Origin of the sequence: Aeromonas sp. HMWF016 (assembly GCF_963878195.1) — a bacterium.
GTDB classification, from domain to species: Bacteria; Pseudomonadota; Gammaproteobacteria; order Enterobacterales; family Aeromonadaceae; genus Aeromonas; species Aeromonas lacus.
Window position 1 is genome coordinate 27,035 of record NZ_CAWNWX010000026.1, and the last position, 26,776, is coordinate 53,810.

General features: G+C 61.0%; 30 protein-coding genes. 8 read left to right on the top strand and 22 right to left on the bottom strand.

Annotation, left to right across the window (positions count from 1 at the left end; translation table 11 throughout):
- Nucleotides 1-17: 17 nt before the first annotated feature.
- Complete coding sequence (locus tag AACS24_RS03850; protein ID WP_108572410.1) at nt 18-986, bottom strand: calcium/sodium antiporter; 969 nt, start codon at nt 984-986, stop codon at nt 18-20.
- 124 nt (nt 987-1,110) lie between these two features.
- Nucleotides 1,111-1,584 carry a peroxiredoxin gene (locus tag AACS24_RS03855; protein ID WP_108572411.1) on the bottom strand — a complete coding sequence of 158 codons (474 nt, stop codon included), beginning with the start codon at nt 1,582-1,584 and terminating at the stop codon, nt 1,111-1,113.
- 152 nt (nt 1,585-1,736) lie between these two features.
- Between AACS24_RS03855 and AACS24_RS03860 the strand changes: the two genes are divergently transcribed.
- Nucleotides 1,737-2,663 (top strand): phenylacetate--CoA ligase family protein, encoded by a 927-nt coding sequence (locus AACS24_RS03860; protein WP_108572412.1) that lies wholly within the window; start codon nt 1,737-1,739, stop codon nt 2,661-2,663.
- Between the two features lie 54 nt (nt 2,664-2,717).
- Here the strand turns inward: AACS24_RS03860 and yfcD are convergent, their stop codons facing one another.
- Nucleotides 2,718-3,200: an NUDIX hydrolase YfcD gene (yfcD, locus tag AACS24_RS03865; protein ID WP_108572413.1), complete on the bottom strand. Its 483-nt coding sequence runs from the start codon at nt 3,198-3,200 to the stop codon at nt 2,718-2,720.
- Nucleotides 3,201-3,396: 196 nt separating this feature from the next.
- On the opposite strand from yfcD, the gene AACS24_RS03870 reads away from it, so the two are divergent.
- The gene (locus tag AACS24_RS03870; RefSeq protein WP_033115747.1) at nt 3,397-3,615 is read left to right on the top strand and encodes a DUF1107 family protein; all 219 of its coding nucleotides are present in this window, start codon (nt 3,397-3,399) and stop codon (nt 3,613-3,615) included.
- Nucleotides 3,616-3,668: 53 nt separating this feature from the next.
- Here the strand turns inward: AACS24_RS03870 and AACS24_RS03875 are convergent, their stop codons facing one another.
- The 12 genes from AACS24_RS03875 to AACS24_RS03930 form a co-directional block, all read right to left on the bottom strand.
- Complete coding sequence (locus tag AACS24_RS03875) at nt 3,669-3,983, bottom strand: DUF2845 domain-containing protein (RefSeq protein ID WP_041208180.1); 315 nt, start codon at nt 3,981-3,983, stop codon at nt 3,669-3,671.
- Between the two features lie 195 nt (nt 3,984-4,178).
- Nucleotides 4,179-4,790, bottom strand: coding sequence for an FKBP-type peptidyl-prolyl cis-trans isomerase (locus AACS24_RS03880; protein ID WP_033115749.1), 612 nt, complete (start codon nt 4,788-4,790; stop codon nt 4,179-4,181).
- A gap of 204 nt (nt 4,791-4,994) precedes the next feature.
- Entirely contained in the window at nt 4,995-5,720 is a 726-nt protein-coding gene (locus tag AACS24_RS03885) for a copper homeostasis protein CutC (protein ID WP_108572414.1), read from the bottom strand.
- A gap of 41 nt (nt 5,721-5,761) precedes the next feature.
- On the bottom strand, nt 5,762-6,664 hold the full coding sequence (locus AACS24_RS03890) for an ROK family protein (protein WP_108572415.1): 903 nt from the start codon (nt 6,662-6,664) through the stop codon (nt 5,762-5,764).
- A 103-nt stretch (nt 6,665-6,767) separates the two neighbouring features.
- Nucleotides 6,768-7,274, bottom strand: coding sequence for a GNAT family N-acetyltransferase (locus AACS24_RS03895; protein WP_033115752.1), 507 nt, complete (start codon nt 7,272-7,274; stop codon nt 6,768-6,770).
- Nucleotides 7,262-8,068, bottom strand: a complete 807-nt coding sequence (locus AACS24_RS03900) for a M48 family metallopeptidase (RefSeq protein ID WP_033115753.1) — start codon at nt 8,066-8,068, stop codon at nt 7,262-7,264. The genes AACS24_RS03895 and AACS24_RS03900 overlap by 13 nt, the downstream gene beginning before the upstream one ends.
- Before the next feature lie 178 nt (nt 8,069-8,246).
- Nucleotides 8,247-9,221, bottom strand: coding sequence for a PstS family phosphate ABC transporter substrate-binding protein (locus AACS24_RS03905; protein ID WP_041208175.1), 975 nt, complete (start codon nt 9,219-9,221; stop codon nt 8,247-8,249).
- A 177-nt stretch (nt 9,222-9,398) separates the two neighbouring features.
- Nucleotides 9,399-10,694, bottom strand: coding sequence for a phosphate regulon sensor histidine kinase PhoR (phoR, locus tag AACS24_RS03910; RefSeq protein ID WP_108572416.1), 1,296 nt, complete (start codon nt 10,692-10,694; stop codon nt 9,399-9,401).
- A gap of 8 nt (nt 10,695-10,702) precedes the next feature.
- Nucleotides 10,703-11,392 carry a phosphate regulon transcriptional regulator PhoB gene (phoB, locus tag AACS24_RS03915; RefSeq protein WP_033115756.1) on the bottom strand — a complete coding sequence of 230 codons (690 nt, stop codon included), beginning with the start codon at nt 11,390-11,392 and terminating at the stop codon, nt 10,703-10,705.
- Nucleotides 11,393-11,487: 95 nt separating this feature from the next.
- Nucleotides 11,488-11,907 carry a VOC family protein gene (locus AACS24_RS03920; protein WP_108572417.1) on the bottom strand — a complete coding sequence of 140 codons (420 nt, stop codon included), beginning with the start codon at nt 11,905-11,907 and terminating at the stop codon, nt 11,488-11,490.
- A 62-nt stretch (nt 11,908-11,969) separates the two neighbouring features.
- A complete protein-coding gene (locus AACS24_RS03925) occupies nt 11,970-13,250 on the bottom strand; it encodes a GGDEF domain-containing protein (protein ID WP_108572418.1) in 1,281 nt (426 codons plus the stop codon).
- A gap of 132 nt (nt 13,251-13,382) precedes the next feature.
- On the bottom strand, nt 13,383-14,210 hold the full coding sequence (locus AACS24_RS03930; protein ID WP_108572419.1) for an AraC family transcriptional regulator: 828 nt from the start codon (nt 14,208-14,210) through the stop codon (nt 13,383-13,385).
- Nucleotides 14,211-14,424: 214 nt separating this feature from the next.
- Here AACS24_RS03930 and AACS24_RS03935 point away from each other — a divergent pair, with 214 nt between their 5' ends.
- Complete coding sequence (locus tag AACS24_RS03935) at nt 14,425-15,324, top strand: DMT family transporter (protein WP_033115760.1); 900 nt, start codon at nt 14,425-14,427, stop codon at nt 15,322-15,324.
- Between the two features lie 80 nt (nt 15,325-15,404).
- Here the strand turns inward: AACS24_RS03935 and AACS24_RS03940 are convergent, their stop codons facing one another.
- The 5 genes from AACS24_RS03940 to AACS24_RS03960 form a co-directional block, all read right to left on the bottom strand.
- Nucleotides 15,405-16,097 (bottom strand): response regulator, encoded by a 693-nt coding sequence (locus AACS24_RS03940; RefSeq protein ID WP_033115761.1) that lies wholly within the window; start codon nt 16,095-16,097, stop codon nt 15,405-15,407.
- Nucleotides 16,098-16,100: 3 nt separating this feature from the next.
- Nucleotides 16,101-17,666 carry an ATP-binding protein gene (locus AACS24_RS03945; protein ID WP_108572420.1) on the bottom strand — a complete coding sequence of 522 codons (1,566 nt, stop codon included), beginning with the start codon at nt 17,664-17,666 and terminating at the stop codon, nt 16,101-16,103.
- Between the two features lie 17 nt (nt 17,667-17,683).
- On the bottom strand, nt 17,684-19,234 hold the full coding sequence (locus tag AACS24_RS03950) for an NAD-dependent malic enzyme (protein ID WP_108572421.1): 1,551 nt from the start codon (nt 19,232-19,234) through the stop codon (nt 17,684-17,686).
- 23 nt (nt 19,235-19,257) lie between these two features.
- Entirely contained in the window at nt 19,258-20,574 is a 1,317-nt protein-coding gene (locus AACS24_RS03955) for a 2-hydroxycarboxylate transporter family protein (RefSeq protein ID WP_108572422.1), read from the bottom strand.
- Between the two features lie 506 nt (nt 20,575-21,080).
- Entirely contained in the window at nt 21,081-21,263 is a 183-nt protein-coding gene (locus tag AACS24_RS03960) for a hypothetical protein (RefSeq protein WP_225628274.1), read from the bottom strand.
- Between the two features lie 303 nt (nt 21,264-21,566).
- Here AACS24_RS03960 and AACS24_RS03965 point away from each other — a divergent pair, with 303 nt between their 5' ends.
- The 5 genes from AACS24_RS03965 (at nt 21,567) to AACS24_RS03985 (ending at nt 25,537) form a co-directional block, all read left to right on the top strand.
- Nucleotides 21,567-22,079, top strand: coding sequence for a MarR family transcriptional regulator (locus AACS24_RS03965; protein ID WP_108572423.1), 513 nt, complete (start codon nt 21,567-21,569; stop codon nt 22,077-22,079).
- Between the two features lies 1 nt (nt 22,080).
- A complete protein-coding gene (locus AACS24_RS03970; RefSeq protein ID WP_108572424.1) occupies nt 22,081-23,136 on the top strand; it encodes an HlyD family secretion protein in 1,056 nt (351 codons plus the stop codon).
- Nucleotides 23,126-24,193, top strand: a complete 1,068-nt coding sequence (locus tag AACS24_RS03975; protein WP_108572425.1) for a DUF2955 domain-containing protein — start codon at nt 23,126-23,128, stop codon at nt 24,191-24,193. The genes AACS24_RS03970 and AACS24_RS03975 overlap by 11 nt, the downstream gene beginning before the upstream one ends.
- Nucleotides 24,194-24,292: 99 nt before the next feature.
- Nucleotides 24,293-25,051: a substrate-binding periplasmic protein gene (locus AACS24_RS03980; RefSeq protein ID WP_108572426.1), complete on the top strand. Its 759-nt coding sequence runs from the start codon at nt 24,293-24,295 to the stop codon at nt 25,049-25,051.
- 129 nt (nt 25,052-25,180) lie between these two features.
- On the top strand, nt 25,181-25,537 hold the full coding sequence (locus tag AACS24_RS03985; protein WP_033115768.1) for an MliC family protein: 357 nt from the start codon (nt 25,181-25,183) through the stop codon (nt 25,535-25,537).
- 49 nt (nt 25,538-25,586) lie between these two features.
- Here the strand turns inward: AACS24_RS03985 and AACS24_RS03990 are convergent, their stop codons facing one another.
- Both AACS24_RS03990 and nrdG read right to left on the bottom strand, forming a co-directional pair.
- Nucleotides 25,587-25,979: an energy transducer TonB gene (locus AACS24_RS03990; RefSeq protein ID WP_108572427.1), complete on the bottom strand. Its 393-nt coding sequence runs from the start codon at nt 25,977-25,979 to the stop codon at nt 25,587-25,589.
- A gap of 190 nt (nt 25,980-26,169) precedes the next feature.
- Nucleotides 26,170-26,679, bottom strand: a complete 510-nt coding sequence (gene nrdG / locus AACS24_RS03995) for an anaerobic ribonucleoside-triphosphate reductase-activating protein (RefSeq protein WP_108572428.1) — start codon at nt 26,677-26,679, stop codon at nt 26,170-26,172.
- Between the last annotated feature and the right edge of the window lie 97 nt (nt 26,680-26,776).

Below are 26,776 nucleotides of genomic sequence, written 5' to 3' on the forward strand. Positions count from 1 at the left end.
CATTGCACCGGCATGGGTTAGATAAACTGACTGGTCAGCAGCCAGCCGGTGTAGGCGACAAAGCAGGTCAGCAGCACGCCCCCCTCCAGCCGATTGATCCGCCCCTGCCCCTTGCGACCCAAACACATCAGCAGCAGCAACAAGGTCAGCCCCATCATGATGCTCCAGTCACGGGTGAGCACTTCCGGCGCCACGTCGAGCGGGTGGATGCCCGCCGCAATCCCCACCACCGCCAGGGTATTGAACAGGTTGGAACCTATCACATTGCCCAGCGCCAGATCATGCTCGTTCTTGCGAATGGCGATCAGCGATGATGCCAGCTCAGGCAGCGAGGTACCGATGGCCACAATGGTGAGACCAATCACCAGATCACTGATACCGAGCGCCTGAGCGATGGTGACCGCCCCCCAGACCAGCAAACGGGAGGCGCCGATCAGCAGCACCAACCCGACAATGAGCCAGAGAATGGCGCTCTTGAGGGACATCCCCTCGCTCTCGATATCCTCGGCGGTCTCGCTATCCAGCGCATCTCCCTTGCCATTCATACCAGCCCAAATGGACCAGCCCATCAGGCCGACAAAGACGACGCCCAGAATGGTGGCATCCATCCGGCCAAGATGGCCATCCAGCAGCAAGGCACCGGAGAGCAGGGTAATGCCGAGCAGGATCGGGATCTCTTTGCGTACCACCTGAGAGGCGACCGCGATGGGGCTGATCAGCGCCGTCAGACCCAGGATTAGCGCGATATTGGTGATGTTGGAGCCATAGGCGTTGCCAAGGGCCAGACCCGGGTTGCCCTGGGTTGCCGCCAGTGCCGACACCACCATCTCCGGGGCCGAAGTGCCAAAACCGATGATCACCATGCCGATCAGCAGCGGCGGCATGCCGGCATAACGGGCGGTTGCCGCCGCCCCGTCCACAAACTTGTCTGCACTCCAGACCAGCAGCGCCAGTCCGGCAATCAGGGCAACAAAAGCCAGGGTCATAAGGTCTCTATCCCATCGCCAGTAAACAGGAGCGCCAGCAAAGCTGCTGGCGCCATTGGAAAGTGGCGCCCAGTGTAACGGCGCCGCCAGTCAATTCAAGGGGAAATCAAACAACGATTAATCGCTACAGTCTGCTCAGCAGATTCGCCGCATCGGAGACCTCGAACTTGCCGGGCTCCTCCACAAACAGCTGCTCCACCACTCCATCATTGGCGATGAGGGCAAAGCGCTGGGCACGCACGCCGCCAAAGGCACCGGTCTCTTTGGCAAGCCCCAGCGCCCGGGTCCAGCTGCCATCACCATCCGCCAGCATGGTGATGGCCCCGGCGTTCTGGGCATCCTGCCACGCCTTCATCACGAAGGCGTCGTTGACCGACAGACAACAGATGGCATCCACCCCTTTGGCCATCAGCTGGTCGGCCAGCACCACGTAACCCGGCAGATGGGCGTTGGAGCAGGTAGGGGTAAAGGCGCCGGGCACCGCAAACAGCACCACCCGCTTGCCGCCAAACAGGCTTCGGGTGTCTCGCTGCTGCTTTCCCTCGGCGGTGATGAAGGTGAATTCGCCCGCAGGCAGGGTCTGACCAATCGCGATCATCGTGCTCGTCCTTTAGTTAATGGGTAGTTGATGGGGATCTCTGGATGAAAAGAGCCCCAGTCTACCCCACACCTGCCATGTGACACAGGCCTCTCTCTGCCGGGGCCATTTGAACTAACCTTGAGCAGGATCTGCCGACTCAGGAGGCCTTCATGCATAACCATTACGACGGGCTGGAAATTCGCCCCCCAGCCCTGCGCGCACAACAGCAGCTGGATCAGCTCAATCATCAACTCGCCCATGTCAGCCAGTATTGCTCTGGCTACTCCAGCGCCTATCGCCACTGCCGTCTCGACGATCTGGAGCAGCTCGCCTCCCTGCCGCTGCTCGACAGCACGGATCTCTTTACCGCCCAGCAAGCCTATCCCCCCTTTGCCGGACTCACCGGTCGACCAGCCAGTCAGGCGTTGCGGGTCTTCTCCTGCCCCGGGCAGCTGGCCATTCCCGAATATGCCGGGGCCGACTGGTGGGGGGTTGCACGGGCGCTCTTTGCCGCCGGCTTCAAGGCAGGAGAGGTGCTGCTCAACTGCCATGACTATCATGCCGGCCCCACCGCCTTCATCTTTGACAACGGGGCGCGCCAGCTCGGCTGCCCCGTGGTGCCCTGCGGCCCCGACGACACCCAGCGCCAGCTCGAAACACTGCGGCGCTATCAACCCACAGGTTTCGTCGGCCCGCTGGTCACCCTGCTCGATCTGCTGGAGGCCGCCGAGCTGGCCGAGACCCCCACCGAATGTCTGCGCCACGCCCTGCTGTGCGAGGTGACCCACCCCGAGACAGCACCGCTCGAGGCTATCCACGGCATTGCCGCCTTCAACTGTCTGGTGTGGCAGGATGTCGGGGTGGTGGCCTACGAGAGTCGCCCCGGTCAGGGCTTTATCGTCAACGAGAGCTGCATCGTCGAGATCATCGACCCGGCCAGTGGCAAGCCGGTGACGGGAGAAGATCCGGGACAACTGGTGGTGACCAGGCTCGATCTGGAGTATCCGCTGCTGCGCCTTGCCACAGAGTGGCAGGGCTACTGGCTGGCCAGACCCAGCCGCTGCGGGCGCACCAACCGCCAGCTCAAACTTGTCTAGCCGCGCAACAAAAACGGGCAGCCCAAAGGCTGCCCGTTTTTTGTGGCTGCGCTCTTAACGCCGGGCCTGCCAGGTGGCGATAGCCAACAGGGAGTCGGGGGTAAACTCGGCAGCGCGGGCCGCTATCTCGGCCAGGCTCATCCACTGCACCTCGCTCACCTCTTCGGCCTGCAACTGCAGCGGTCCCTGATAGCGGCAGCTGAAGAGGCCACCCCAGACCCGATACCCTTCACCTTCGGCATAGAAGTCACCGAATGCCTCGAGCGGCACATCGCGGATCCCCAGCTCCTCGGCCAGTTCGCGCCGCGCCGAGGGCTCCATCGCCTCCCCGGTGGTGACCACACCGCCGGCACAGGCATCCAGCATGCCGGGGCAAAAATCCTTGCTGAGGGTGCGCCGCTGCACCAGGATGCGGTTCGCCTCGTCGAGTACCAGAATGTAGCTGGCCCGATGGCAGAGATTCTCGCGCCGCACCCTGGCACGCTCGGCCACGCCAATCACCCGGTTATCCGCATCCACTACATCAACCCATTCCACGCGCAGGCCCTTTTTCCATCCAGTCAGAGTGCTCGCAGTATATCGGGGCTAACCCTTTGCACCGCACAACTTTTTCATGGCCGCGTAGTCGCGCGTGACCGTGACCGGATTAATTGAAAGCGTACAAAACCGTCATTAGCATGTCATATACGAGTCCCATCATCTCCCCCGTCCGGTTCAATCAGGGTTTGTTGTGATGAAGGTGTTCAAGCAGTTATCCCCACGCCAGATCGCTCGCTACATCAAGAGCTTTCACCGAGGTTACTTTGCCATCGAGGCATTGGGGACATTTGAATTCAACGCCGGCAGGATCAGTCTTCACGGCCTGACCTGTCGCCAGCGACTGAGGCTGGCCCGCCAGATCAATCTGGCGGTCAGACAACTTGGTCACCGCGATCCCTTGCCGGACATGTGAGTCAAGGGACTTGCCCTTCTGTCTGTTGTGCATCCATGCCTTTCGCCCGCCGGTTACTCGCCGCGCGGGCCATTTTCTATATCTATCACCTTGCCGTTGCGCACGGTGACAAAGCGCATGAACTCGTTCTTGCCGAAGTTGTAAGTCCAGCGTTCGCCATATTTGACCTCGACCACGTTGCCGTACTGATTCTCCTCGTTACGGGTAATGTCTTCCCGCAACATGGGCTCGCCGCACTTTAGCAGCATCTCGGCAGTGCTGTCCCCTTCGGTAATGAGCGCATTCTTGCAGCGCATGGCGTCGGCACTGGCCGGAATGCTGAGCAGCAGCAAGGCGGTCAGCACGGCGTTGTTCATGTATCTGTTCATCCGGGGTTCCTCGATTTGGTCAGACGGTTTGCAGTATGGCTGCAGCCAGAGTGAAAAAATCAATCAAGAGTCGGAAAAGCTGGCTGGCAGACTCTCCGATTTCATCTGATCGCGACAACCGGTGTCTATTGAGGGGCCCAAAAAACAGACGGCGACCCGAGGGTCGCCGTCTGCATCAAGATCAAGCCAGCCGGATTACAGGATATCCAGCAGCTCTACTTCGAATACCAGCGCGGAGTAGGGCGGGATGGAACCGGCACCACGGGCACCGTAGGCCAGATCGTGCGGGATGTAGAGCTTCCACTTGGAGCCAACCGGCATCAGTTGCAGCGCTTCAACCCAGCCAGCGATAACGCCGGTCACCGGGAACTCGGCCGGCTGACCGCGAGCAACGGAGCTGTCGAACACGCCACCGTGAGTGAAGGTACCGTGGTAGTGCACGCGTACGGACTGACCCGCTACCGGCACGGCGCCATTACCCTCTACCAGCACTTCGTACTGCAGGCCGGAATCGGTCACAGTCACTTCGTCGCGCTTGGCGTTGTCGGCCAGGAAAGCTTCGCCAGCAGCAGCTGCTGCTTTGGCAACCGCTTCCTGCTCTTCCTGCATGCGAGCGGTGATGACCTGGAAGGCATCGTTGATATCGTCACGGCTGACCGCGAACTCCAGACCGTTCAGGGCATCTGCCAGACCTTGCTGCAGGGCCGGGATATCCAGACCGGCGAAGGCTTGCTGCGCCAGCTGATCACCCATGTTGCGGCCGATGCCATAACTGGCTTTCTGTTCGATAGAGTCGTATTGGGACATTGAGATGTGCTCCGGGTCCAGATGATAAAAGAGACGGGATGATATCAGACTTTTTCGCGAGGTGCTGCCAGCCTCGTGCCTGATTTCCCCGAGCGTGGGAGAGAGTTCACACAAGCAAAAAGAGGAGCGCCAGCAAGTGGCGCCCCTCTTTTGTCCGAAAGGTTATCGTCCAGCAGTACGCGAACTACCGCCACGCGGCCCGTATCAGGTCTTGTCCAGCAGAGCCCGCACCGCTGCGACCTTGGCGCCATCGGTGATATTGACCCGGCCATCATCCGAGGTGCCCATATTGACGCCATGAGGCACCATACCGCCACGCCAGCCCATGCCGGACATATGCACTTCGCTCACCCCGGTAAATTCGATGATGGTACGCACGTTGTCGGCATTGACCCCCGCCCCCGGCATCAGGCTGGCTCGCCCCGCCAGCGCCTGTTGCATCGCCTGCAGATTTTCCAGTCCGGCCAGCGCGGTCGGTGCATGGCCGGAGCTGAGAATGCGCTCGCAGCCGGCAGCGACTATGGTCTCCAGATCGAGCCGCCAGTCAGAAGAGAGATCGATGGCGCGGTGGAAGGTGACACCCAACGATCCGGCGGCATCCACCAGCTGCTTGAGCTTGGCGGCAGGCACCCGCCCCTCCTCATCCAGCAGACCGACCACGACCCCTTGCAGACCGGCAGAGCGTGCCGCCGCGATATCTTGCAGCATCATCTCGAACTCACCGTCGTTGAAACAAAAATCCCCGGCGCGTGGACGGATCATGGCATAGACAGGGACGGTGGCGTGACGAGCGGCCAACTGCATAAAACCATAGGAGGGGGTCAGCCCCCCAAGCCCCAACGCAGAGCAGAGCTCGATGCGATCGGCGCCGGCCTCCTGGGCAGTGAAAAGGGATTCCAGATTGTCGATGCAGATTTCAAGAGAGGTCATGAGGACTCCTTTTATCGGGGAGATCAGACCTGCATCTGATCTCATAGATTGAGCAAGGCTGCGCCCCGCACCCCGCCAGCGCCGCCAAAGCGGGCTTCGCGGATCTCGGGCAGAGCCACCCCGGGCAGCAGATGGCCGGGCAGGCGCAGCGGCAACTGTTCGTAAAGGGCAGGCAGGCCGCTCAGGCCGCCCCCCAACACAACCACCTCGGGATCCATCACCGAAATGGCGGTAGCAAGTCCAGCCGCCAGGATCTCTAGCCAGCAGTCGATGGTGGCGACGGCATGGGGCTCATGAGCCTCGAAGCGCGCCACAATCTGATGGCCGGTGGCCCGGTGGCCGTGAAAATGGTAGTAGAGGCGCTCAAGGCCTGTACCGGATGCATAGGTTTCAAAACAGACCAGACGGCCACAGCCGCAGCGGGGACGAGGCAAGTCGGGATACTTCATCAGGATGGTGGCCGGCAGCGGATAGTGACCGATTTCACCAGCCAGCCAGTTACGCCCCTGGATCAGGGTGCCTGCCAGATAGATGGCACCACCGATGCCGGTGCCAATGGTCATGCCCAGCGCACTGCCGGCCCCATCGGCTGCCCCCTTGTGCACTTCCGACCAGAGGAAGCAGTTGGCATCGTTGTCCACCTTGACCGGCCGCGCCAGCAGCTCGGCCAGATCAGCCCCCAGATGGCGACCATTGATGGAGGGGAGGTTCGCCGCCACTATGCTCTGGTCGTGACGGTTGAGAATACCGGGAAAACCGATGCCGACCGCCCCTTTGACGCCAAAGCGGGTATCGGCCTGCTCGACCCGAGAGCGAACCAGCTGCAACAGCCCCTGATAGTCATCACCGGGCGTACTCATACGCTCTTCGTGGCAAAGGTTCAGGGCGCCGTCGTAGACAGCGAACGCAATCTTGGTACCACCGATATCAAAGCCGTAATACATGCCGCTCTCCCTGTCAGCGAGTTCTCATCCCATCTGTTTCGGGTGACATTGTATTAATTCGCTAAAAAAATAAAGTGACCGGGGGCGAAAAACGGGAGAGAGATCAGAGCAAACGGGACATTTCCCGCTGCAGACAGGGGTGGCCAAGGCTCATCAGGGTGCGCTCCTGACCATCAAACATGAAACCGCGGCGCAGGTAGAAGCCCTCTCCGATATGATTGCCATCGAGCAGCCACAACTTGACGCAGGAGCAGCGGCTTCGGCGCATCTGCATCGCCACCGCCTGCCACAGCCGCTTGCCATAGCCCTGCCGCCAGTGATCGGGGTGAAGATAGAAGGCGCGGATCCAGGCGATGGTCTCATCCCCCTCCTGCACCGGTTGCCAGTAGAGCAGGCCGATGACCACCTCATCGAGACAGAGCAGCATGGGCCTTGGCCCAGCGTCAGCCAACCGCTGCTGCCAGATCTGCAGATGGGAGGTCACCGCCAGCTGCTCCAGCAGATCCGGGCCCAGCACCTGACCATAGGCAGCGAGCCAGCTGGCCCGCTGCATTACCGTCATGGCGGCAGCATCCTCGGGCCGCGCCATGCGCAGGCTTATGCCTTGCATTGGGGCACCAGACCCGACGCGCGAGCCTGTTGATAGAGCGGCTCGACTTCAACCTGCTGTGCCTGCAGATCGGCGATCCGGCTCTCGTTGCTCGGGTGGGTGGAGAGCAGCTGGGGCGGATTGTTGCCACCGGAGGCGGCGCTCATGTTTTGCCAAAGCGGAATCGCTTCGGCCGGGTTGAAACCGGCACGCGCCATCAGCTCCAGACCCAGCCGGTCCGCTTCGCTCTCCTGGGTGCGGCCATAGGGGAGCATCACCCCTACCTGCATGCCGAGGCCAAGGGCCGCCATGGTGGCGCCACGATACTCGCTGCTGCCGAGGGCAACATCGGCCGCAGCCATACCGATCCCGGCCAGCTGGCTGCGCGAGAGTCGCTCGTTGGAGTGCTGGGCCAGCACGTGGGTCAGCTCGTGACCGATAACGGTCGCCAGCTGATCCTGATTCTTGGCCACCTTGAGCAGGCCGCTGTAGACCCCGATCTTGCCACCGGGCAGCGCAAAGGCGTTGACCTGCTTGGAGTCAAACACCACAACTTCCCAGTTGGTGATGCCGTAGCTGGCGGGCACCTGGGCTGCGACCGCCTTGGCGACGCAGGATACATAGGCGTTCATTTTGGCATCCGTGCTCACCTTCTCCTGCTGCTTCATCTGGGCAAACGAGTCGGCACCCAGCTGGTTCATCTGCTGGGGAGAGTAGAGCAGCATCTGGCTGCGACCGGTCGGAGACTGGGCACAAGCGACCAGCAGGGAACTGCAGAGGGCTACCAGGCCAAACTTGGAGAGAGACGCAATCATGAAGGGGTCCTTTGCCATAACGTTGCCCTATTCTCGGAAATGCCGCCCTGCTCTGCAAGGGAGCCAGAGCCATGCCGATGCAAAAAGATCATGCGCCAACTATTAACAACATTGACAGTCGCCAAAAACAAAACGAGCCCCGCAGGGCTCGTTTTTACACTCTCTGGATATCGAACTATCAGTTGATACCCAGTTTTTTCAGGTCAGCCTGTACCACCTTGGCCGGTACCGGTACGTAGCCATCTTTGGCAACGATATTCTGGCCTGCCTTGGAGAGCATCATCTTGACGAACTCTTGCTCCATCGGGGAGAGCGGCTTGTTCGGGTGCTTGTTCACGTAAACGTACAGGAAGCGGGAGAGCGGATACTTGCCGGTGATGGCGTTGTCAGCGTTCGCTTCGATAAAGGTCTTGCCATCCTTGGAGAGCGGAACTGCACGCACGCCGGAGGTGACGTAGCCGATGCCGGAGTAACCGATGCCGTTCAGGGAGGCAGAGACGGACTGCACCACGGAGGCGGAACCCGGCTGCTCGTTCACACCGCTCTTGAAGTCGCCGTTACACAGGGCGTGCTCCTTGAAGTAACCGTAAGTACCGGATACGGAGTTGCGACCGAACAGTTGCAGATCCTTGCCGGACCAGTTCCCGGTCAGACCCAGATCAGACCACTTGGTGGCCGCCTTGGCTTCGCCGCACTTGAGGGTGCTGGAGAAGATGGCGTCGATCTGCGGCATGGTCAGCCCCTTGATGGGGTTATCCTTGTTGACGAACACGGCCAGAGCATCGACTGCGACGCGGATGGCAGTCGGCTTGTAACCGTAACGCTTCTCGAATGCCTCCTCTTCACCAGCCTTCATGGCGCGGCTCATCGGGCCAAACTGGGCAACCCCCTCGGTCAGGGCGGTCGGCGCGGTAGAGGAGCCGGCAGCCTGGATCTGCACGTTGACGTTGGGATACATGCGCTTAAATTCTTCAGCCCACAGGGTCATCATGTTGGCCAGGGTATCCGAGCCGACAGAGGACAGGTTGCCCGAGATGCCGCTGGTCGGGGTGTATTCCGGCAGGTTTTTATCGACACCATAGGCCAGGGTGCTGGCAGAAAAGAGGGTTGCTGCGGTGAATCCGATTACACCAGCCAGTTTGTTGAGTTTCATCCAATCTCTCCAAAGTTACAGAAGGTCCGTTCTTAAAACGGCGCCAGTATCTGACCTGGCAGTGACAAATTTATGGATTTAATGTGACACTTTAATGACATGGCGGCGCTTTTGTCCAAATGGCAAAGGGCTGCCAACGCAGCCCTTCCCGTATATCTAACACCTTGTCATAAAAGACTATTTTATTACCACCATTCGGCTGGGGATGAGAAAGCTGAAGCGGCTGCCAAAGCCGACCCGGCTCTCGATATCGAGCTGGCAGTCGTGGTGACTCAAGGCATGCTTGACGATGGCAAGGCCGAGGCCGGAGCCACCGGTGTGGCGCGAGCGCGCCTTGTCCACCCGATAAAAACGCTCGGTGAGCCGTGCCAGATGCTCGGGCGGGATCCCCTCCCCCTCATCCTGCACCGCAAACAGCGCCATCGCCCCCTGCTTGCGCCACTCCACCGTCACCTTGCGCCCCTGCGGTGTGTAGTGAATGGCGTTGTAGACCAGATTGGAGACGGCGCTGCGCAGCTGTTCCTGATCGCCACGCACCAAGAGGTTGGGCTGCACCACGAACTCGATCTGGTGGGCCCGCTCGCCCGAGAGCGCCCGTGCCTCCTGCTCCAGCAGCCCCAGCATGGCGGGCATGTCCACCAGATGGGAGAGATCCACGCTCGGAGCCGCCTCGATGCGTGACAGGGTGAGCAGCTGATTGACCAGATTGTCCATCCGGATGGTCTGCTCCATCATCACCCGATGCGCCTTGGCCCACATGGCGGGCGGCGGTGGCTCCTCGGTCATCTCCAGATAGCCCTTGAGTACCGTGAGTGGCGTGCGCAGTTCGTGGGAGACGTTGGAGACAAAGTGTTTGCGGGTCTTCTCCAGACTGCGCAAGCGGGTAACATCGCGCACCACCAGCATCGCCTGATCGGAGGCATAGGGCATGATGCGAAACTCGAGAAACTTCTCCTCGTTGACCGGGGAGTGCATCTCCAATGGCTCGTCAAAAGCCTGTTTCGCCAGATAGGCGGTGAAGGCCGGATTGCGGATCAGGTTGCCGATATGCTGACCGGCATCTTCCGGCCAGCGAAAACCGAGCAACTGCTCCGCCAGCCGGTTGCACCAGAGGATGCTGCCATCATCGCGCAATACTACGGCCGCGTCGGGCAATGCCTCGGCCCCTTCCCGAAAGCGGCGGATCAGGCCCGCCAGCTCGCGGCGCCGGGCGCGGTGGCGCTGCTGCAACTTGTAGATGCCGTTGAAGATGTGCTCCCAACTGCCTTTGCCGTTGGGAGGAACCAGGCTGCGATCGTGCCACAGCCAGTCCGACAACCGCTTCTGGAAGCGGTAGTGCCAGCCAAGATGGAGCAACGCAGCGACCAGCAGAGTGAGCGAAAGGTGATCAATCAGCCAGCCAACCAATGCGAAAGGCGCGTAAAAAAATGCCATTCGCCACAACTGTCGCCGCCAGGCGTAGGGTTGCAACATAACAGCCTCTAGAGACGGGTTGAGAAGCGGTATCCGGCTCCACGCACCGTCTGGATCAATCTATCGTGCCCTGTCTCTTCGATCGCCTTGCGCAGGCGGCGAATATGGACATCCACGGTTCTGTCCTCGACGTACACATTGGTACCCCAGACATTGTTGAGCAGCTGCTCGCGGCTGTAGACCCGCTCGGGGTGGGTCATGAAGAAGTGGAGCAGCTTGAATTCGGTTGGCCCCATGTCGAGCGCCCTCTCTTCGGCGCTGACCCGGTGCGAAACGGGATCCAGCTTGAGACCCTGCACCTCGATCACCTCGTCCACCGAGGTGGGAGAGACGCGGCGCATCACCGCATGAAGGCGGGCAGTCAGCTCCTTGGGAGAGAACGGCTTGGTGATGTAGTCATCAGCCCCCGCTTCGAGGCCGCGGACCTTGTCCTCCTCCTCGCCGCGCGCGGTCAGCATCACCACCGGGATCTGGCGGGTCACTTCATCCTGCTTGAGCTGCTTGATGAACTGGATGCCGCTGCCGCCAGGCATCATCCAGTCGAGCACGATGAGTTCCGGGTAGGGTTCGCGCACCTTCGCCAGTCCATCGGCAAAATCTTCCGCTTCAATCGTCTCATATCCCTTCTGTTCCAACACGAAACAGAGCATTTCGCGGATCGGTGCTTCGTCCTCGACCACCAGAATTCGCTTAGCCATTCCCTTCTCTCTCCTCTGTGAAGATGGGTGCGCCAATTATTAGAATTTTCTGTGACACTTTTATGACTTTGTGACAGACGGGATGATAAACGTTTTCAAATGCCACTGGCAGATATCCGTTGCAGCAGATCCCAGCGGTTGCCACTGATATCTTCAAATACCACTACGGTGCCGTAAGACTCGTCACGGGGCTGTTCACAAAAATGAACACCGTACTGCTGCATCCGCCGGTAATCCCGCCAGAAGTCATCGGTCTCAAGGAACAGAAATACCCGCCCGCCGCCCTGCTTGCCGATGGCGGCACGCTGCTCTTCACTGACGGCGCGGGCCAGCAGCAGCGCAGAACCGGGGCTACCCGCCGGAGCGACCCGCACCCAGCGCTTGCCCGGTTTGCCCGGCTCGTCGAGTCGGGTATCTTCCAGCAGCGCAAACCCCAGCCCCTCGGTAAAAAAGGCGATGGCCTCGTCGTAATCGGCCACCAGCAGGGTCAAGGCCCCGATGGTTTGTCCTGTCATATGGTTCTGCCCGTTTTATAAGAAGTTGTCGAATGGCGGCCTAAACGGCGTACTGCCCGCCCTCACTGCGCTTCCACCCGATTGCGGCCACGCTGCTTTGCCTGATAGAGCGCCTCATCGGCCCGCTTGAGCACCCGCTCCGGGCTGTCTCCCCCCCGTTCGGCCACCCCGAACGAGGCGGTCACCTGCAGGGAGGAGGGCCAGTGGGGATACTCTTCCAGCCTGGCGCGCAACCGTTCGGCCAATGCACAGGCTCGCAGCAGGTCGTAATGGAGGCAGAGCAGCACGAACTCCTCGCCCCCCCAGCGCACCAGATGGCAGAGCGCATCGCTGTTTAGCTGGATTTCGCTGACCAGATGCTTGAGCACCTCGTCACCCACCGGATGGCCATGGGTGTCGTTGATCTGCTTGAAGTGGTCCACATCGATATAGATGAAGGCAAACGGCAGATCGCCGATATCGGCCAGCAACCGCTCCCCACCCAGACGATTGAGGGCGCCGGTGAGCGGATCGTAACAGGCCAGCTCGCGGGAGCGGCGGCTCTCCTCGCTCAGACTACGGTTGAGCGCCTCCACCTCCTCTTTCGCGCGATTGGCGTGGCGCAACCGCTGCTTCATATGCAGGTGGTTGACCATAAAGGTGGCGCAGCCATAGAGAAACCAGACCAGCAGGATCAGGCGATAGAAGAGGGTGGCATCCAGCCAATCGCCATGAAACCGCAGCTCTTCGATCACCACGCCGTGCTCACCCGGCGACATGTCCGATCCCGCCGCAATCTCGATGGCGTAGACACGGCTCAAATCTGGCCCCTGCAACTGCAAGGGCACCTTGTAGCGCTTGATCCACCAGGTGGCCGGGGTAAACACGTCAAGCGGCACCTCGTGGCTTCTGCCGTAGTCGGCGGGGCGGAAGATGATCTCGTTGAACTTGGGCGACATGGGATCCCCGGGGATATTGAATGCCCGGTTGTAGTTGCGTAGATAGAAGCGCCAATCCTGCTGACCATTGCCGGTCACGCGCAGGCGCACATGGAGCGTCTTGAAACGCCCAAGGTGGAGCCCCTGCTCGGGGGCCGAAAGCGTCAGGATCAAACCGCAGCCGGGATAGGTGCTGGGCTCGTCGGAACGGGTACAGCTCACGCCGGGCTCCCCTTCCTGCGAGGGGGCATAGCGGGCCGATGCCTCACTCGCGCCGGAAGCCCGCGTCACCTCGACGGTGTGGGGCCAGTTTTTGATATCCAGCACCCGCTCGGGGCCGAACTCGAACAGCAGAATGGAACAGCCTGTCAATGCCAGTAGATACCAGAAAACGGACTCGGCAAAACGGGAACCGGAAGCGAGCATGCTTACCCCATGGCATCAGGATGGATGCACAAACCTCAGGATCAAGCCGGGCAGCATAGCCCCGGCCTCATCGTGGAATCTCGAAACAAGCCACTATGATACCCTCGATAACGACAATAAACATGCGGCTTATCAAGATGTTCGCGACTCTTTGCCCGGCAGTCCCGCCAGCGAACTGCCTCGCGATTGCTGACGATAGCGCTGGGGCGAGCAGCCCAGTTCCCGGTTGAACATGGCAATGAACGCGGAGGTGGAGCCATAGCCGAGCCGCCAGCTGATCTCCTGAATGGGCAACTCCCCCTTGAGCCAGGCCAGCGCCTTGATAAGCCGCAACCGCGCCCGCCACTGGCCGAAGTTCATCCCGAGCTCGCGCAGACAACGGCGCGCCAGAGTGCGCTCTGTGGTGTGCAGCTGCTGCGCCCACTGGGCCAGGGTACGGGGATCGGCCGGATCGTTGTGCAGCACGGCCAGCATGGGGGCCAGCAGCTTGTCCTGACTCATCGGCAGGTAGCTCTCCTGACAGCGGGTACGGGTCAGCTTCGCCACCAGCAGTTCGGCCTGACGCTGATCCCACTCATCCACCATATGGCCCACCTTGCGCTCGCAAAAATCGGCGAGCAGGGCGCGGATGAGCGGCGTCAGCAGCAGCAGGCGAGGCTCGGCCGGCAAGCGGGCGGCCAGCTCGTGACTGACATAGATGGAGGTGTAGTCGAGGGCCTGCTCGTTGTAGGCGGCGTGCTCCAGATCCGCCGGCACCCAGATCAGGTAGTCGGCGGGTACCTGCAAGCGCTGGTTGGTCAGCCCCATCTCCATCACCCCCAGACTGATCATGCTGAGCTGCCCCCAGGGGTGGGAGTGCATAGCCATGACGTTCTCCGCCTGCAGCTGCTGGTAGCGAAAGTAGAGGGGATTGGGCGCTGGCAGCTCGCTGTCTGCCGGGTGGTAGTGCCGGGTTGTCATAGTCTCTTCGCTCTCCTCTCGATGCCCGCTTCTATACCCACCTGATGTTCAACCTCGGCCCGTACCATGCAGGTGCCATACCCTAACCGGTGGCGGTAGCCTTACAACAGATCACAGGGAGTTGTCTTTTCTGCGGGATAGTTTGTCAGTTTTACGCTACTTGACAATATACAGACAAGGTTAAACTTGTCACATCTACTCCAAGGAGCCTTTGATGCGACTCTTCTCTCCCCTCCTGTTTCCGCTGATGGCGGTGCTGATCTGGGCCACCAATACCGTGGTCTCCAAAGCTGCGGCCAGCGTGCTCGACCCCGCGGCCATCTCCTTCTATCGCTGGGTGATTGCCGCCCTGGCGCTGACCCCCTTCTGCCTGCCCACCCTCTGGCGGCGACGCAGCGAGGTTCGTCCCTGGCTCGGCAAGCTGCTGGTGCTGGCAGCACTCGGTATGGTGCTCTACCAGTGTCTCGCCTACTACGCCGCTCACAGCACCTCCGCCACCAACATGGGGGTGATCGGCTCCCTCATTCCGCTGCTCACCCTGCTGCAAGGGGCGCTCTTCTTCGGCCAGCGTCCCGGCAAACAGGCGCTGCTCGGCATGAGCCTCTCCCTGTTCGGGGTGCTCTGGCTGCTTGGCAAGGGCGAGCCGCTGGCCCTGCTGCACAACGGCATCAACCCGGGGGATGGCATGATGCTGCTGGGCTCCGCCAGCTATGCCCTTTACGGCCTGCTGATCCGCCGCTGGCAGCCCCCCTTCGGCCCCTGGCTCAACCTCTACATGCAGATCCTGCTGGCTGTACTGCTGCTGGTACCGCTCGCTCTCAGTGCCGACTCGATGGCAGTGCCGGCCGAAGGGTGGGGACTGGTGCTCTTCGCCGGGCTCGCCTCCTCCCTACTGGCGGCCTACTGCTGGATGCGCGGCCTCGCCTGCATGGGCGCCGAGCGCACATCGGTCTTTATGAACCTGATGCCGCTCTGTACGGCGCTTATCGCCGTCGTCGGTCTGGGCGAGCCGATCCACGGCTACCACCTGCTGGGGGGTGGCCTCATTCTGGGAGGCGTGATGATCTCCCAGCTGAAAAAGCGTGTCCCACTGCCGGAGCGCAATGCGGCTTGACGGGCAACATGCCAAAAACAACAAGGGAGCCGCTGGCTCCCTTGTTCATTTCTATCGTGTTCTAGCGACTGTGAACCTGCTCACCCCGCCCGGCGCCAGCGGTAGCGCCGCTCCGGTCGCCCGCGCTGGCCGTAGTTGAGATCCACATCCACCCGATCTTCCGACTCCAGATACTCCAGATAGCGGCGTGCCGTGGTGCGACTGAGCGACAACCGCTGCGCCACCGTATCGGTCGAGAAGACGCTCTCGGGCTCGGCGGCAAGCAGGTCGAGCACCTGACGCAGGGTAATGCTGTCGATCCCCTTGGGGGTGGTACGCACCTCTTTCGGCTGGGTTCGCCCTTTGCCGAGCAGGCGATCGAGATCCTCCTGCTCCAGCCGTCCCGGCTCGGAGAGCTTCTGATGAAGTTGCAGGATTTCGTCGAGGCTCTGCTGGATGCGAAACAGCCGCAGCGGCTTGATGATGTAGTCATGCACCCCGAGATTGAGCGCCTGCTGGATGGTCTCCACATCGCGCGAGGCGGTCACCATGATGACATAAGCCTCGCGGTTGTGGCTGCGCAGGCGGCTCACCCACTCAAGGCCGGAACCGTCCGGCAGGGAGATATCCACCAGCAGCAACTGCGGCACCACGCCGGCCATCATGGCATCGGCCTGGGCCAGCGTACCGGCGCGCCCCAGCAGGGAGAAACCGGAGGTGGAGGCCACCAGCTCGGACAAGATGGCACCAATCCGATCGTCATCTTCAATAACAAGGGTGAGTATTGGATCCATGGCTCACATTAATTTGTTTTTATTCAGGTAGATGCCAAACAGGGTGGTCTGCTCGACAGTTCGGCGCCATTCTATCACACCCTCGTAGCGCCCCACGGTTTCCTTGACCAGAAAGAGTCCTACGCCATGATCGCCGCTCTGGCGGCTCACCCCGTAATCGAACAGGTGATCGGCCAGATCCTCATCCACCCCCTCGCCGCTATCCTCCACCTCGATCACCAACCGGCGCCCCACATCGCAGAGCGAGAGCAGCACCCGCGGCGGACACTGCTGACGATTGCGCCAGGCCGCCTGCAGACCGTTGTCCAGCAGGTTGCCGATGAGCGTGATGAGATCGGCCGAGACTGAGGCCGGATACTCGCCGAGCGCCGAATCGGGATCGAGCTCAAGAGTGACCCCCAGTTCGCGGGCCCGGCTGAACTTGCCGAGAATAAGCCCCGCCACCGGCTTGTTGTCGATAAGTTCCAGCAGCTCCTGCAGCAGGGTCTGGCACGCCTCGTTCTCCTGCTGGATAAGCTCGACCGCCTGATCCACATGGCCCAGTTGCAACAGGCCGGAGAGACTGCTCAGCTTGTTGGCAAACTCATGGCTCTGCATCCGCAGCATCTCGGCGTACTGGCGCAGGTGGGTGACCTGCACCCCCAGACTGGTCGCCACTTCGGGACGGCTGAAGATCAGGAGGCGCCCGGGCTCCTTGCCATGTACCACCTGCCAGCGACCGACGAACGATTCGCCCTGAATGGTGAAGGCAACCTCCCCCTCCTGCTCGAGTACGGGCGCGAGCGGTGGCACCAGCTCGGCCAGCGCCTGCCCCTGCAGGGCGTGACGACCGGTGGCAGGCAGCCGCAGCTGATAGATGGCGGTGCTGTTGATCATGGCGATGTGGCCGCGGCCATCCAGCGCAATCACCCCTTCGGCGATCTGCTCCAGCACAAGATCCTGCAGGGTGAAGCGGCGGACGATCGCCTCCGGTTCCAGATCGAGCAGGGTCTTGCGCAGCAGATATTGCACCCAGAGCGCCAGCAGCAGGCCGCAACCAAAGACGGCGCCGATGGCGCTGATGAGCAGGGCAATCCGCTCCATGTAGATGCCCTCCACCTGCTGCATCAGATAGCCCACCACCACGGCCCCCATGGCGCGCCCGTCAGCCCCCACGACCGGGGAGAAGCAGCGGATCGCCGGCCCCATGGTTCCCATGTCGCGCGAGCAGTAGCTGCGCCGCTCGTGGATCGCGGGCCAGAGATCCTCACCGCGAAACTGCCCCCCCACCAGAGCGGAGTTAGGGTGGCTGAGGCGGCGACCATGCTCGTCGGTCACCACCATATAGGCGGCATCGGTACGACGGCACACCTCCTCCATGTAATCGCGCAGTGCAGGCTCGCTCCCCTGGTGCAGCGCCGCCACCACCCGGCTGTCAGCCGCCATGATGCGGGCCAGATCGCCCCCCTTCTCCTCCAGATTGCTCTCCAGCAGGTGGCGGATAAAGAGCGCAAGCAGGCTGCCCAGAATGATGATGAGCAGCAGGGAGAGCCCAAGGGAGAGGGTAACCAGCTGGTGGCGAAGTTTCATGCACGGACCTTGCAACGTCAGGAAGCCACCCAATAGTGCGGATGCCACCAGGTCTGGTCAATCAAAGGTGCCGGATCACCGGCAAAATCGGCCAACCCCTCTTCACGAGCGCTGAGCGCCACCGCTCTGGCGACGGCGCGAGCCACCTCCCCCACCTGCTCGATGGGAGGTAACAATCGCCCAGCCAGCAGCGGATAGGCACCGACCGCCCGTACCGCGGCCAGCAACATGCCATCGCTGATACGGCGCGCCTTGACGGCGCAGGCCCCGAGACCAATTCCCGGGAAGACATAGACGTTGTTGCACTGGGAGACCCCCCGCCGCTCGCCAGCCACCGTCACCGGCACAAAGGGGCTGCCGGTGGCCAGCAGGGCGCGGCCATCTGTGGCGGCCCATACCTGCTCGGGGGTGGCCTCGGCGCTGCGGGTCGGGTTGGAGAGCGGCAGGATAACCGGCTGCTCGCACACCTCCCCCATCGCCTGCAACACCTCGCGGGTAAAGAGGCCACCCTGACCACTCACGCCAATCAAGACCGCAGGTCGCACCTGGCGGATGGTCTCCAGCAGCGAGCCGTTGGCCTCCTCCACGGCGCGGGCAAAGGGCTGCTGGGCGCGGGTCAACGCAGGGCGATCGCAGCAGACCACCCCATCCTGATCAAACAGCCAGACGCCGTCGCGACTCCCCGCCAGCTGGGCCAGCATGGCGGCAATGCCGCAACCGGCAGAGCCCGCCCCGACGATCAGCACCGGGGCATCGCACAGGGCCGTGCCCGCCTGTTGCAACCCGGCCAGCACGCAGGCGGAGGCCACTGCCGCCGTACCCTGAATGTCGTCGTTGAACATGCAGAGCTCGTCGCGATAGCGGGCCAGCAGGTTGGCGGCGTGCTTGCCGGCGAAATCCTCAAACTGCAACACCACCTGCGGCCAGCGCTTGCGAATGGCGGCCACCACCTTGTCCATGAAGTGGTAGTAGCTCTCGCCGTCAATGCGCGGGGATTGCCAGCCGAGGTAGGAGTCATCCTCCAGCAGCTCGGGGTTGTTGGTGCCCACATCAACGCAGAGCGGCAGGGTCCGTGCCGGGTTGATGCCACCCGCGGCGGAGTAGAGCGCCAGCTTGCCGATACAGATCCCCATGCCGCCGATACCGAGATCGCCCAGCCCCAGCACCCGCTCACCGTCGGAGATGACGATCACGTCGACTTCCTGCTCCACCGACTCGAGGATGTCGTCGAGATCGTCCCTGTCATGCCAGGAGAGGTAGAGCCCGTGGCTGCGCAGATAAAGGTCGCTGTGACGCTGGCACGCCTCCCCCACCACCGGGGTGTAGATGATCGGCAACAGCTCCGGCAGGTGATGGCGTACCAGATCATAGAAGAGCACAGGGTTGTCCTCCTGCAGCTGGCGCAGCAGCAGATGCTGGTCAAACGGACTCTGCATGGCACTGACCAACCGGTAGATCCGGCGCCGCTGCTGGGAGAGGGACTCCTCCTTGTGCGGCATGCGGCCGCGTACACCCTGACGCTTGCGTTCTGCATAGGGCAGGCTGGTGCCCATCATGATGTCGTTCATCTTGTTTGTTCCTCAATCCGGTATCAGGCGAGCAGGGAGATAAGAGCGGTAGCCAAAATCAGCATCACGGCACCGCCGAGACGGGAGGAGATCTGGGCAAAGGGCATCAGCTTCATGCGCTGGGCCGCCGAGAGCACCGCCACATCGCCGGTGCCCCCCATGTTGGCCATGCAGAGCCCGCCGGTGATGGCCGCCTCGATGGGATAGAAGCCGATCAGCTTGCCGACCAGCGCCGCACCGAGGGCTCCGCCAATCACTGTGACCATGACCAGCACGAAGTAGCTGATGGAAAAAGCGCTGATCAGCTCGGGAATACTGGTGTAGGCGACGCCGATCCCCACCAGCAGCGAGGGAGTCAGGTTACTCACCACGAACTGATACCAGTCAGCTGCCGCCTGCTCATAACGGCGCGGCAGCAGGCCGCTCACCTTGATAAAGGCGACCGCCAAAATCATCAGGGCGAAGGGGTGCATGGGGATAAAGTTGCCAAGCAGGGAACCCAGCACAAACATGCTGGAGCTGATAAAGAGCCCCATGCCCAGACTCTGCAGGGTAGGCGCCTCGGCCTGCTCTTCGGCAATGCTCTGACTATTTTCCTTGACCATCAGCTTGCCGTTGCCGGTCAGGGAGGGGTAACGGCGACCAAGGCGCGCCAGCAGGGAGCCCACCAGAATGGCCAGGGTATTGGCGATCACGACCGCCGGAACCATCCGTGACAATAGATCCGCACTGGACATCTGCATCGGGCCGGAGAGGATCTCCACCAAAGGCACCGCGCCAGCCCCCATGCCGCCGCCCATGATGGGCAGGCCGATCAGCAGCACAGCATTCTTGAAGCCATAGCCCATCAGGGAGCCGACCAGCCCCACGCTCAGCAGCGCCAGCGCGACGCCGCCGAGAATGACCGGCAGGTAGCGCATGGCGGCATTTTTCAGCAAAGCGCCGCTCATGCCAAACACCGAACCGGTCACCAGACTGGCGATAAAGAAGTTGAGAAAACCGCCCTCCTTCATGAAGTTGGTGATGACCTGTCCGGCCTGCACCGGCAGCAACTGATATTCAAACAGGGCGGCACCGCCGAAGATGGCGAGGATAGTGCCGCCACCCAGATATTCGCGGATCGGCATGATCCGCTCACCCAACTCGGTCAGCAGGGTGCCCAGCACAAACATCAGCGCCAGCGCACCGACCATGCCGAGCGGCAGCGAGCCGTTCCAGCCGGAAAAGAGAACGCAGGTCGCCAACCCGAGAAATATAAAGAGCGGCATACCGGCAATTTGGTGGCCGCCCATAAAAGCGGCCTTTTCTTGTGTGGTTTGTAGGGTAGAGAGGTTTTTCATTGTTATGGACTCTGCGTATGATTGTGGCCGCTACTTTATTGATCCCTCTCGCCCCTGTCGGTTAGCCAGACTGCAAAGCCATATAAAAACATTAAAAACTTAAACGTCACGCCTCGAACAAATGTCATACATCCTGTATGGCAAGCGGGCGTTATATGAAGCTCAAGCGAACAAACCGGACAATTATTTTCCAGCCAATCCCGGATTGTGGATCGGGATAAGCAGAGGAGTCGGTGAAAATAGCAGAACCGGATGACAAAGCCTGTGGGCAAATAATCTACGCAGGCAGTGAAACATATGGTCGGAGTCGGAGCCTGAGCCTGTCGACCTGCCACGGCGCGGCCATCCGTGGCTATGGCCGCAGAGATGCAGCAAGAGCAAGGCATCGCAAAAAGCTGGCGGTTTGGCCAACATCAGGAAAGGGGAATATCGATATAGAGCGATGAGCCAAGCCAGTGCATACATCGGCACCGGCTTGAACTCACAAGGACTACACGTGGTCAGATCTATTCCATCAGCAGCAATGGAATATTGGCAGGGTCAAAATCATGGCAGATATCGGCATGCTTGCTGGCGCCCTTATTGGGCCCCTCCCGACTCACACCATAATGGGACTCTGCACCATATTCTCCATCACTCAGCAGAGCTTCTATTGCCAGATATACACATCCACTGTCATAGCCATCCACAACCCGTCTCTCCCTGTTTTATAACCTCATCAATATTAGCGGATAAAAAATAAGCTGCGCGAGCGATACAGATATTTTCTGAAAATAGCCTCGAAATTATCACGCTATTTCGTCACATATTCCCGCACCTCCCCTTTTCCCCCGGATCCGGTCACGCCACAGCCAAAGAGAGCCGATTAAGGCCCGCCGGTTAACGATTTGCTGCCATCCGCTGAAAAAGAGATCTGCATCACACTATTTACTTAGCCTGCTAAACAAACAATAATAGTTAGCAGGCTAACAAATTTATGTGAGGAGCAAGGGATGAAGGATCTGGAGAGGTTGCGCGAGCTGTCGCTCGCCGAGCAAATAGCACGCATGCACCGGTTGTGGCGTACCGCCGCCGATCTGGAGCTGGCCCCCCTTGGCCTGACCCACCCGCGCTGGACGGCGCTGTGGAAACTCTCCCGCATGGGCAACCATGTCAGCCAGAAGACCCTGGCCGACGCCCTCGAAATCGAGCTCCCCTCCCTGATGCGCACCCTCGGCCAGCTGGAAGAGCAGGGGCTGATAGAACGCCACTGCTGCAGTCAGGACAAACGGGCCCGCATCGTCTCGGTCACTCCCATCGGCCAGACCCTGCTCGACCAGATTGCCAACCGCATCATGAATATTCGCAGAGAGCTGCTGGCCGGTATCGACGAAGAGACCCTGAGTCTGTTTGAGGCGACGGTGCAGCGCATCTCGGCCAATGCCCTGAGCAAGATTGAAACACACCACGACAACGAGAGCGGTGGGCAGAGCACCCCGCCCGATGCACAGCCCGCAGAGGAATAAGATGACCCCGGATCAACAATTCAGCCGCTGGATCAAATGGTCCATGGCCGGCTTTACCGCCCTCTTTGCCTACTTTCTGATGGCAGACCTGCTGATGCCACTCACCCCGCAGGCCATGGCCACCCGGGTTGTCACCAAGCTGGCCCCGCAAGTGAGCGGCAAAGTGGTCGAAGTAGCGGTACACAACAACCAGCAGGTCAAAAAAAGTGACCTGCTCTTCCGGCTGGACCCGGTTCCCTTCGAGCTGGCGGTCGAGCAGGCCCGTCTTGCCCTGGCGCAAGCAGAGCAGCAGAACAGCGAGCTGGATGCTGCCCTCAGTGCCGCCAATGCCGAGCTCTATGCCAAGGAGACGCTGGCCAGCCAGAAGTGGCGTGAGGCTGAGCGGATCAATGCTCTGTTCCAGCGTCGCATGGTCTCGCTGCAGCAAAAAGATGAGGCAGACAGTGCCCTGCGCAGTGCCCAGGCCAACCTGCGCGCCAGCAAGGCGAAGCTGACCCAGCGTGAGGCCAACCGTGGCTTGACCGGGGATGACAACCTACTGCTGCGCCAGGCGCGCAACAAGCTGGCCCAAGCCGAGCTGGCACTGGCTTACAGCCAGGTGCATGCGGATCAGGACGGCACCATCACCAACCTGCAACTCAAGCCGGGCAGCATCGCCAGTGCAGGCAATCCGCTGCTGGCGCTGGTGTCGGAACAAGTAGATGTGATCGCCGATTTTCGTGAAAAGAGCCTGCGCCACGTTGGCGACCAGACCAGGGCGCTGGTCGCCTTTGATGGCGAACCGGGCCAGCTCTACCCCGCTCGCGTCAGCAGTCTCGATGCGGGTGTGAGCGCCGGTCAGTTTGATGCCAACGGTCGGCTGGCCGCCCCGGTCGAATCGGATCGCTGGGTACGGGATGCCCAGCGGATGCGCCTGCATCTGGAGCTGGATGATCTCCCTTCCCATCTTCCCGCCGGTGCCCGGGCCACGGTACAACTGCTGCCGGACAACCCGCTGACCGCCATGCTGGCTCGTGCCCAGATCCATCTGCTCAGCCTGCTGCACTATGTCTACTAATCAAGCTGCGTCTCCCAGTCCAGCCACAACCCATCTGTGGCATCGGCCCCTGACCGGCAACGAGTTGCGCCAGTGTCTGCGTATCGCCTTTGGCTGCACCACCGGCTTTCTGCTCTGCAAGCTGTGTGGCTGGAATTACGGGGTCTTCTACACGGTTACCCCCGTGCTGCTGCTTGGCATGGTGCCGGTGATGAATGGTCATGCCGCCCGCCAGCTGATCGCCGCGGCAGCCATCTGCGGGGTGGAGGTGGGGTTGCTGGGTGGGCTGTTCGGCAGCCACCCCGGACTGATGACCCCCATCGCCTTCCTGCTGTTTCTCTACCGCTTTGCCGCCATGTCGCGGGGCAGTTTGTTCCTGTTTGGTGCCAACGGAGTGCTGAGCCTCAGTATCATGCTCCACTTTGCCAGCTATCCGCAGACCGACCTCAACGACCTCATCTTCAATAACCTCTTGGCCAGCGTGTTGTCGGTGTTGATCGCCTACCTGATGACGGCCCTGATACCGGATGTGGAGGCGCGCCCCAAACCAACCCCTGCCCCCAAGGCACCGCACCGGATGCGCCATGAGGCTCTGCTGGGCGCAACGGTCGCCACCCTCTCGTTTCTGGTGTTTCAGGTGTTTGATCTGCGTGACTCCATGTCGGCGCAAGGCACCACCCTGCTGGTGCTCTTTCCCATGCACTGGAACGGGGCGCTGAACTACGCCCGCAAACGGGCCATGGGCACCTTGCTCGGTGTCACCTTCGGTCTGCTTGGCCAGCTGCTGCTCTATGACTGGTCGGGTCAACTGCTGCTGGTGGCTCCGCTGCTCTGGCTCGGCGCCATGCTGTTCAGCCATGCCCATGTGAAGGAGGCGAGCGGTTCCGGCGTCGGTTTTGGTGCCCTGACCACCCTTGGCATCCTGTTCGGTCAATATCTGACGCCGGGCAACGATCTGGTATTCAGTGCGCTCTACCGGGTCAGCAGCATCCTCTTTGCCATCGTGGCCACCCTGCTGATCTGCTATCTGGTGCATCAGTTGCTCAACCGCTTCGAGGCAACCCGCTTCGGCTGCTGACGGCTGGCGTACTCGAACGCAACAAAGCACCTTGACCAGGCGGGGCAAGGACGCTAGCTATGCTTGTAGAGCTGCAATACATGGGGGAGGAGCCGCGCTATGGTCGCTGGGTGGGGAAAATGGTTGGCAGGGGGGCTCTGGCTGGCAGCAAGCCATACCGGCGCAGCGCCGTTGCTGATTGGTGCCGAAGATGACTGGGCCCCCTACAGCGTGCTGAACAGGGAGACGGGTCAGCTGCAAGGGCTGGCACCCGAGCTGGTTCGGGCGGTATTCGCCACCGAAGGCATCGAGGTCGCCTTTCGAACCCTCCCCTTTGCCCGTTGCATGCACGATGCCAAGAGCGACCAGCTGGCAGGCTGCTTCGATGCCACCATCACGGATGAGAATCGCGACCAGTACTTTTGGCACGAGACCCCCATGTTCAGCGAGGATCTCGCCATCTTTGCCCTTGCCAGCGAGCCACGCCGGGATCTCGACCTCGCCTCTCTCAAGGGCAAACGGGTCGGTATCACCCTGGGTTACACCTACCCCACCAACTTTATGGCAGATCCGCAGATCGCCCGCTTTCAGGCCAAATCCGACGCCCAGATCCTCGATATGCTGGCACGGGGCCGAGTCGACTACATCCTGATGAACGGCATGCCGGGCTATCTCAAGATCCGGGAGAAAGCGCTGACGGGTCAGGTGGTCAAGGTCGGCAAGCTCTCTACCGATGGCTTCTGGGTCGCCTTCTCTCGCCAGCACCCTCTGGGGGAAGATATGGCCAAACGGTTCGAGAAGGGGCTGCAGAAGATCAAAATGAACGGCACCTACGATGCCCTTATGCAGCAGTTTGAAACCCGGCTCGGAGCACGCTGAAAGGCGCTCCAGCCACATTCCGCACCCCGTCAGACATCAATCCTCGCACAAAGTGATTGCAGCTGTGCATTGAGCTGTTAGGCTCACGCCCGTATGACACCACCGTATAACATCAGGGGAGCTGTAACCATGAACAAGGTTCATATGATGAGCGCGGGAGCACTGGCTCTCTCGCTGCTTGCCGGCTGCAATCAGGGCAATACCCTCACCGTTACCGGCGGTGACCCCGTCAGCTATCAGTGCGAACAGGGCAAGAAGGTGCAGGTGCGCTACTTCTCCCTCTCCGACGAGAGCCTCAGCTTTATCAAGTTGTCTCTACCGGACGGCAAGGATTACACCCTGCCGCAGGCCATCTCGGCCTCCGGCGCCCGCTATACGGATGAGCGTGAAGCCGTCTGGTGGAACAAGGGGGATGAAGGATTTGTCGAGATGCGCGGTCAGGATGACGACTGGCAGATCGTCTACAACAACTGCAAACAGCAGTAATAGAAGAGACCCCGGCCAGGCCGGGGTCTCTCTTTTGGTTGTTCGGGGATCAGTTGAGCTCTATTTCGAAGCGGTTGGTCACCACCACGGGAATAGCATCCGGATTGCTGTCCGCCGGACTGTAGCGCAGCCGTGAGAGGGTTGCCAACGCGCTCTGCTCCAGCTCTCCGGGCGGCTCGGCGGCGACGATCTGTGGTTTTATCGGGTTGCCATCGGCATCGATCTGATACCGTACATCCACATATCCCCTGACCGGTTTGGCAGGCACAACGGCAGGCACGTCATCACCAAAGAATGAACGGCGGTTTTCCTGGATCCAGTAACTGGAGAGCTGCTCGAGGGGAATCGCGATCGGTGTACGGTTAGCGGCGACCTCCTGCCGGGAGCTGCATCCTGCCAGCAGCAACACGGCACACCCCAACCACAATGCTTTCCATCCCATGCCAAACTCCTTTTCGTCTCTTATGCTGGTTATTTCTTGTTCTGCTCTTGGTCAGCAGACTGGCCGTCCACTGGTCAGTGACCCATCCTAGCGAAAAAGACCCGAGCTGGACATAAACAAAGGGCCAATCTGTGAAGATTGGCCCTGAAAACATCAAGTTGGCGAAAGTTAACCCGGCAGAATGCCGGACTCAAGAGGCAAACAGACAGGGAATGCGCTCCCCACTCTCACGCCAGGCGTTGAGATCGTGGATCTGCTGGTTGCTGCTGCCACGCCAGAGCAGGCCAGGGTCTGCCAACTCCTTCTCGAACTTGCCATCCACCAGCACATCCAGCAAGGCAACCAGCTCGCGCTGGGCCTCTGACAGTTCGCCGAGCAGGTAACCGGTCCAGCACCAGATGTCCTTGCCCGGACACTCGGCGCGCACCCGCTTCACCAGCGCCAGCACGTGGGGCACGTTGGCGGGGTGGAGCGGATCACCGCCGGAGAGCGACAGACCTCGCCGTTTGATGCGGGTGTCGTTGAGATCCGCAATGATGCGATCGCTCATCCCCTCATCGAACGGCTGGCCGCCATCGAGCCGCAAGGTGCTCTGGTTGTAGCAACCCGGGCACTGGTGCTCGCAGCCGGAGACAAACAGGGTGGCTCGGGTGCCGGGGCCGTTGATCACATCGACCGGGTAGTACTGGTGGTAGTGCATCGCTTGTTTCCTGCCTCGCTCATGGCACAGCGGCATGGCTGCCGCCCTCCAATGAAAATGGCCCCTTGGGTCAGGGGCCAGCTCTTCATCGCTTGTG

What these genes read in the sequence shown, in the direction of transcription:
- AACS24_RS03890 (WP_108572415.1), bottom strand. Translation starts at nt 6,664, where the DNA reads ATGTATTACGGCTTTGATATCGGTGGTACCAAGATTGCGTTCGCTGTC.
- AACS24_RS03905 (WP_041208175.1), bottom strand. Translation starts at nt 9,221, where the DNA reads ATGAAACTCAACAAACTGGCTGGTGTAATCGGATTCACCGCAGCAACC.
- AACS24_RS03955 (WP_108572422.1), bottom strand. Translation starts at nt 20,574, where the DNA reads ATGAAAAACCTCTCTACCCTACAAACCACACAAGAAAAGGCCGCTTTT.
- AACS24_RS03875 (WP_041208180.1), bottom strand. Translation starts at nt 3,983, where the DNA reads ATGAACAGATACATGAACAACGCCGTGCTGACCGCCTTGCTGCTGCTC.
- AACS24_RS03900 (WP_033115753.1), bottom strand. Translation starts at nt 8,068, where the DNA reads ATGATTGCGTCTCTCTCCAAGTTTGGCCTGGTAGCCCTCTGCAGTTCC.
- AACS24_RS03990 (WP_108572427.1), bottom strand. Translation starts at nt 25,979, where the DNA reads ATGGGATGGAAAGCATTGTGGTTGGGGTGTGCCGTGTTGCTGCTGGCA.
- AACS24_RS03980 (WP_108572426.1), top strand. Translation starts at nt 24,293, where the DNA reads ATGGTCGCTGGGTGGGGAAAATGGTTGGCAGGGGGGCTCTGGCTGGCA.
- AACS24_RS03895 (WP_033115752.1), bottom strand. Translation starts at nt 7,274, where the DNA reads ATGCAAGGCATAAGCCTGCGCATGGCGCGGCCCGAGGATGCTGCCGCC.
- AACS24_RS03925 (WP_108572418.1), bottom strand. Translation starts at nt 13,250, where the DNA reads ATGCTCGCTTCCGGTTCCCGTTTTGCCGAGTCCGTTTTCTGGTATCTA.
- AACS24_RS03850 (WP_108572410.1), bottom strand. Translation starts at nt 986, where the DNA reads ATGACCCTGGCTTTTGTTGCCCTGATTGCCGGACTGGCGCTGCTGGTC.
- AACS24_RS03970 (WP_108572424.1), top strand. Translation starts at nt 22,081, where the DNA reads ATGACCCCGGATCAACAATTCAGCCGCTGGATCAAATGGTCCATGGCC.
- AACS24_RS03985 (WP_033115768.1), top strand. Translation starts at nt 25,181, where the DNA reads ATGAACAAGGTTCATATGATGAGCGCGGGAGCACTGGCTCTCTCGCTG.
- AACS24_RS03940 (WP_033115761.1), bottom strand. Translation starts at nt 16,097, where the DNA reads ATGGATCCAATACTCACCCTTGTTATTGAAGATGACGATCGGATTGGT.
- AACS24_RS03930 (WP_108572419.1), bottom strand. Translation starts at nt 14,210, where the DNA reads ATGACAACCCGGCACTACCACCCGGCAGACAGCGAGCTGCCAGCGCCC.
- AACS24_RS03880 (WP_033115749.1), bottom strand. Translation starts at nt 4,790, where the DNA reads ATGTCCCAATACGACTCTATCGAACAGAAAGCCAGTTATGGCATCGGC.
- phoR (WP_108572416.1), bottom strand. Translation starts at nt 10,694, where the DNA reads ATGTTGCAACCCTACGCCTGGCGGCGACAGTTGTGGCGAATGGCATTT.
- AACS24_RS03935 (WP_033115760.1), top strand. Translation starts at nt 14,425, where the DNA reads ATGCGACTCTTCTCTCCCCTCCTGTTTCCGCTGATGGCGGTGCTGATC.
- AACS24_RS03945 (WP_108572420.1), bottom strand. Translation starts at nt 17,666, where the DNA reads ATGAAACTTCGCCACCAGCTGGTTACCCTCTCCCTTGGGCTCTCCCTG.
- AACS24_RS03885 (WP_108572414.1), bottom strand. Translation starts at nt 5,720, where the DNA reads ATGACCTCTCTTGAAATCTGCATCGACAATCTGGAATCCCTTTTCACT.
- AACS24_RS03855 (WP_108572411.1), bottom strand. Translation starts at nt 1,584, where the DNA reads ATGATCGCGATTGGTCAGACCCTGCCTGCGGGCGAATTCACCTTCATC.
- AACS24_RS03860 (WP_108572412.1), top strand. Translation starts at nt 1,737, where the DNA reads ATGCATAACCATTACGACGGGCTGGAAATTCGCCCCCCAGCCCTGCGC.
- phoB (WP_033115756.1), bottom strand. Translation starts at nt 11,392, where the DNA reads ATGGCTAAGCGAATTCTGGTGGTCGAGGACGAAGCACCGATCCGCGAA.
- AACS24_RS03870 (WP_033115747.1), top strand. Translation starts at nt 3,397, where the DNA reads ATGAAGGTGTTCAAGCAGTTATCCCCACGCCAGATCGCTCGCTACATC.
- AACS24_RS03965 (WP_108572423.1), top strand. Translation starts at nt 21,567, where the DNA reads ATGAAGGATCTGGAGAGGTTGCGCGAGCTGTCGCTCGCCGAGCAAATA.
- AACS24_RS03950 (WP_108572421.1), bottom strand. Translation starts at nt 19,234, where the DNA reads ATGAACGACATCATGATGGGCACCAGCCTGCCCTATGCAGAACGCAAG.
- AACS24_RS03975 (WP_108572425.1), top strand. Translation starts at nt 23,126, where the DNA reads ATGTCTACTAATCAAGCTGCGTCTCCCAGTCCAGCCACAACCCATCTG.
- nrdG (WP_108572428.1), bottom strand. Translation starts at nt 26,679, where the DNA reads ATGCACTACCACCAGTACTACCCGGTCGATGTGATCAACGGCCCCGGC.
- AACS24_RS03920 (WP_108572417.1), bottom strand. Translation starts at nt 11,907, where the DNA reads ATGACAGGACAAACCATCGGGGCCTTGACCCTGCTGGTGGCCGATTAC.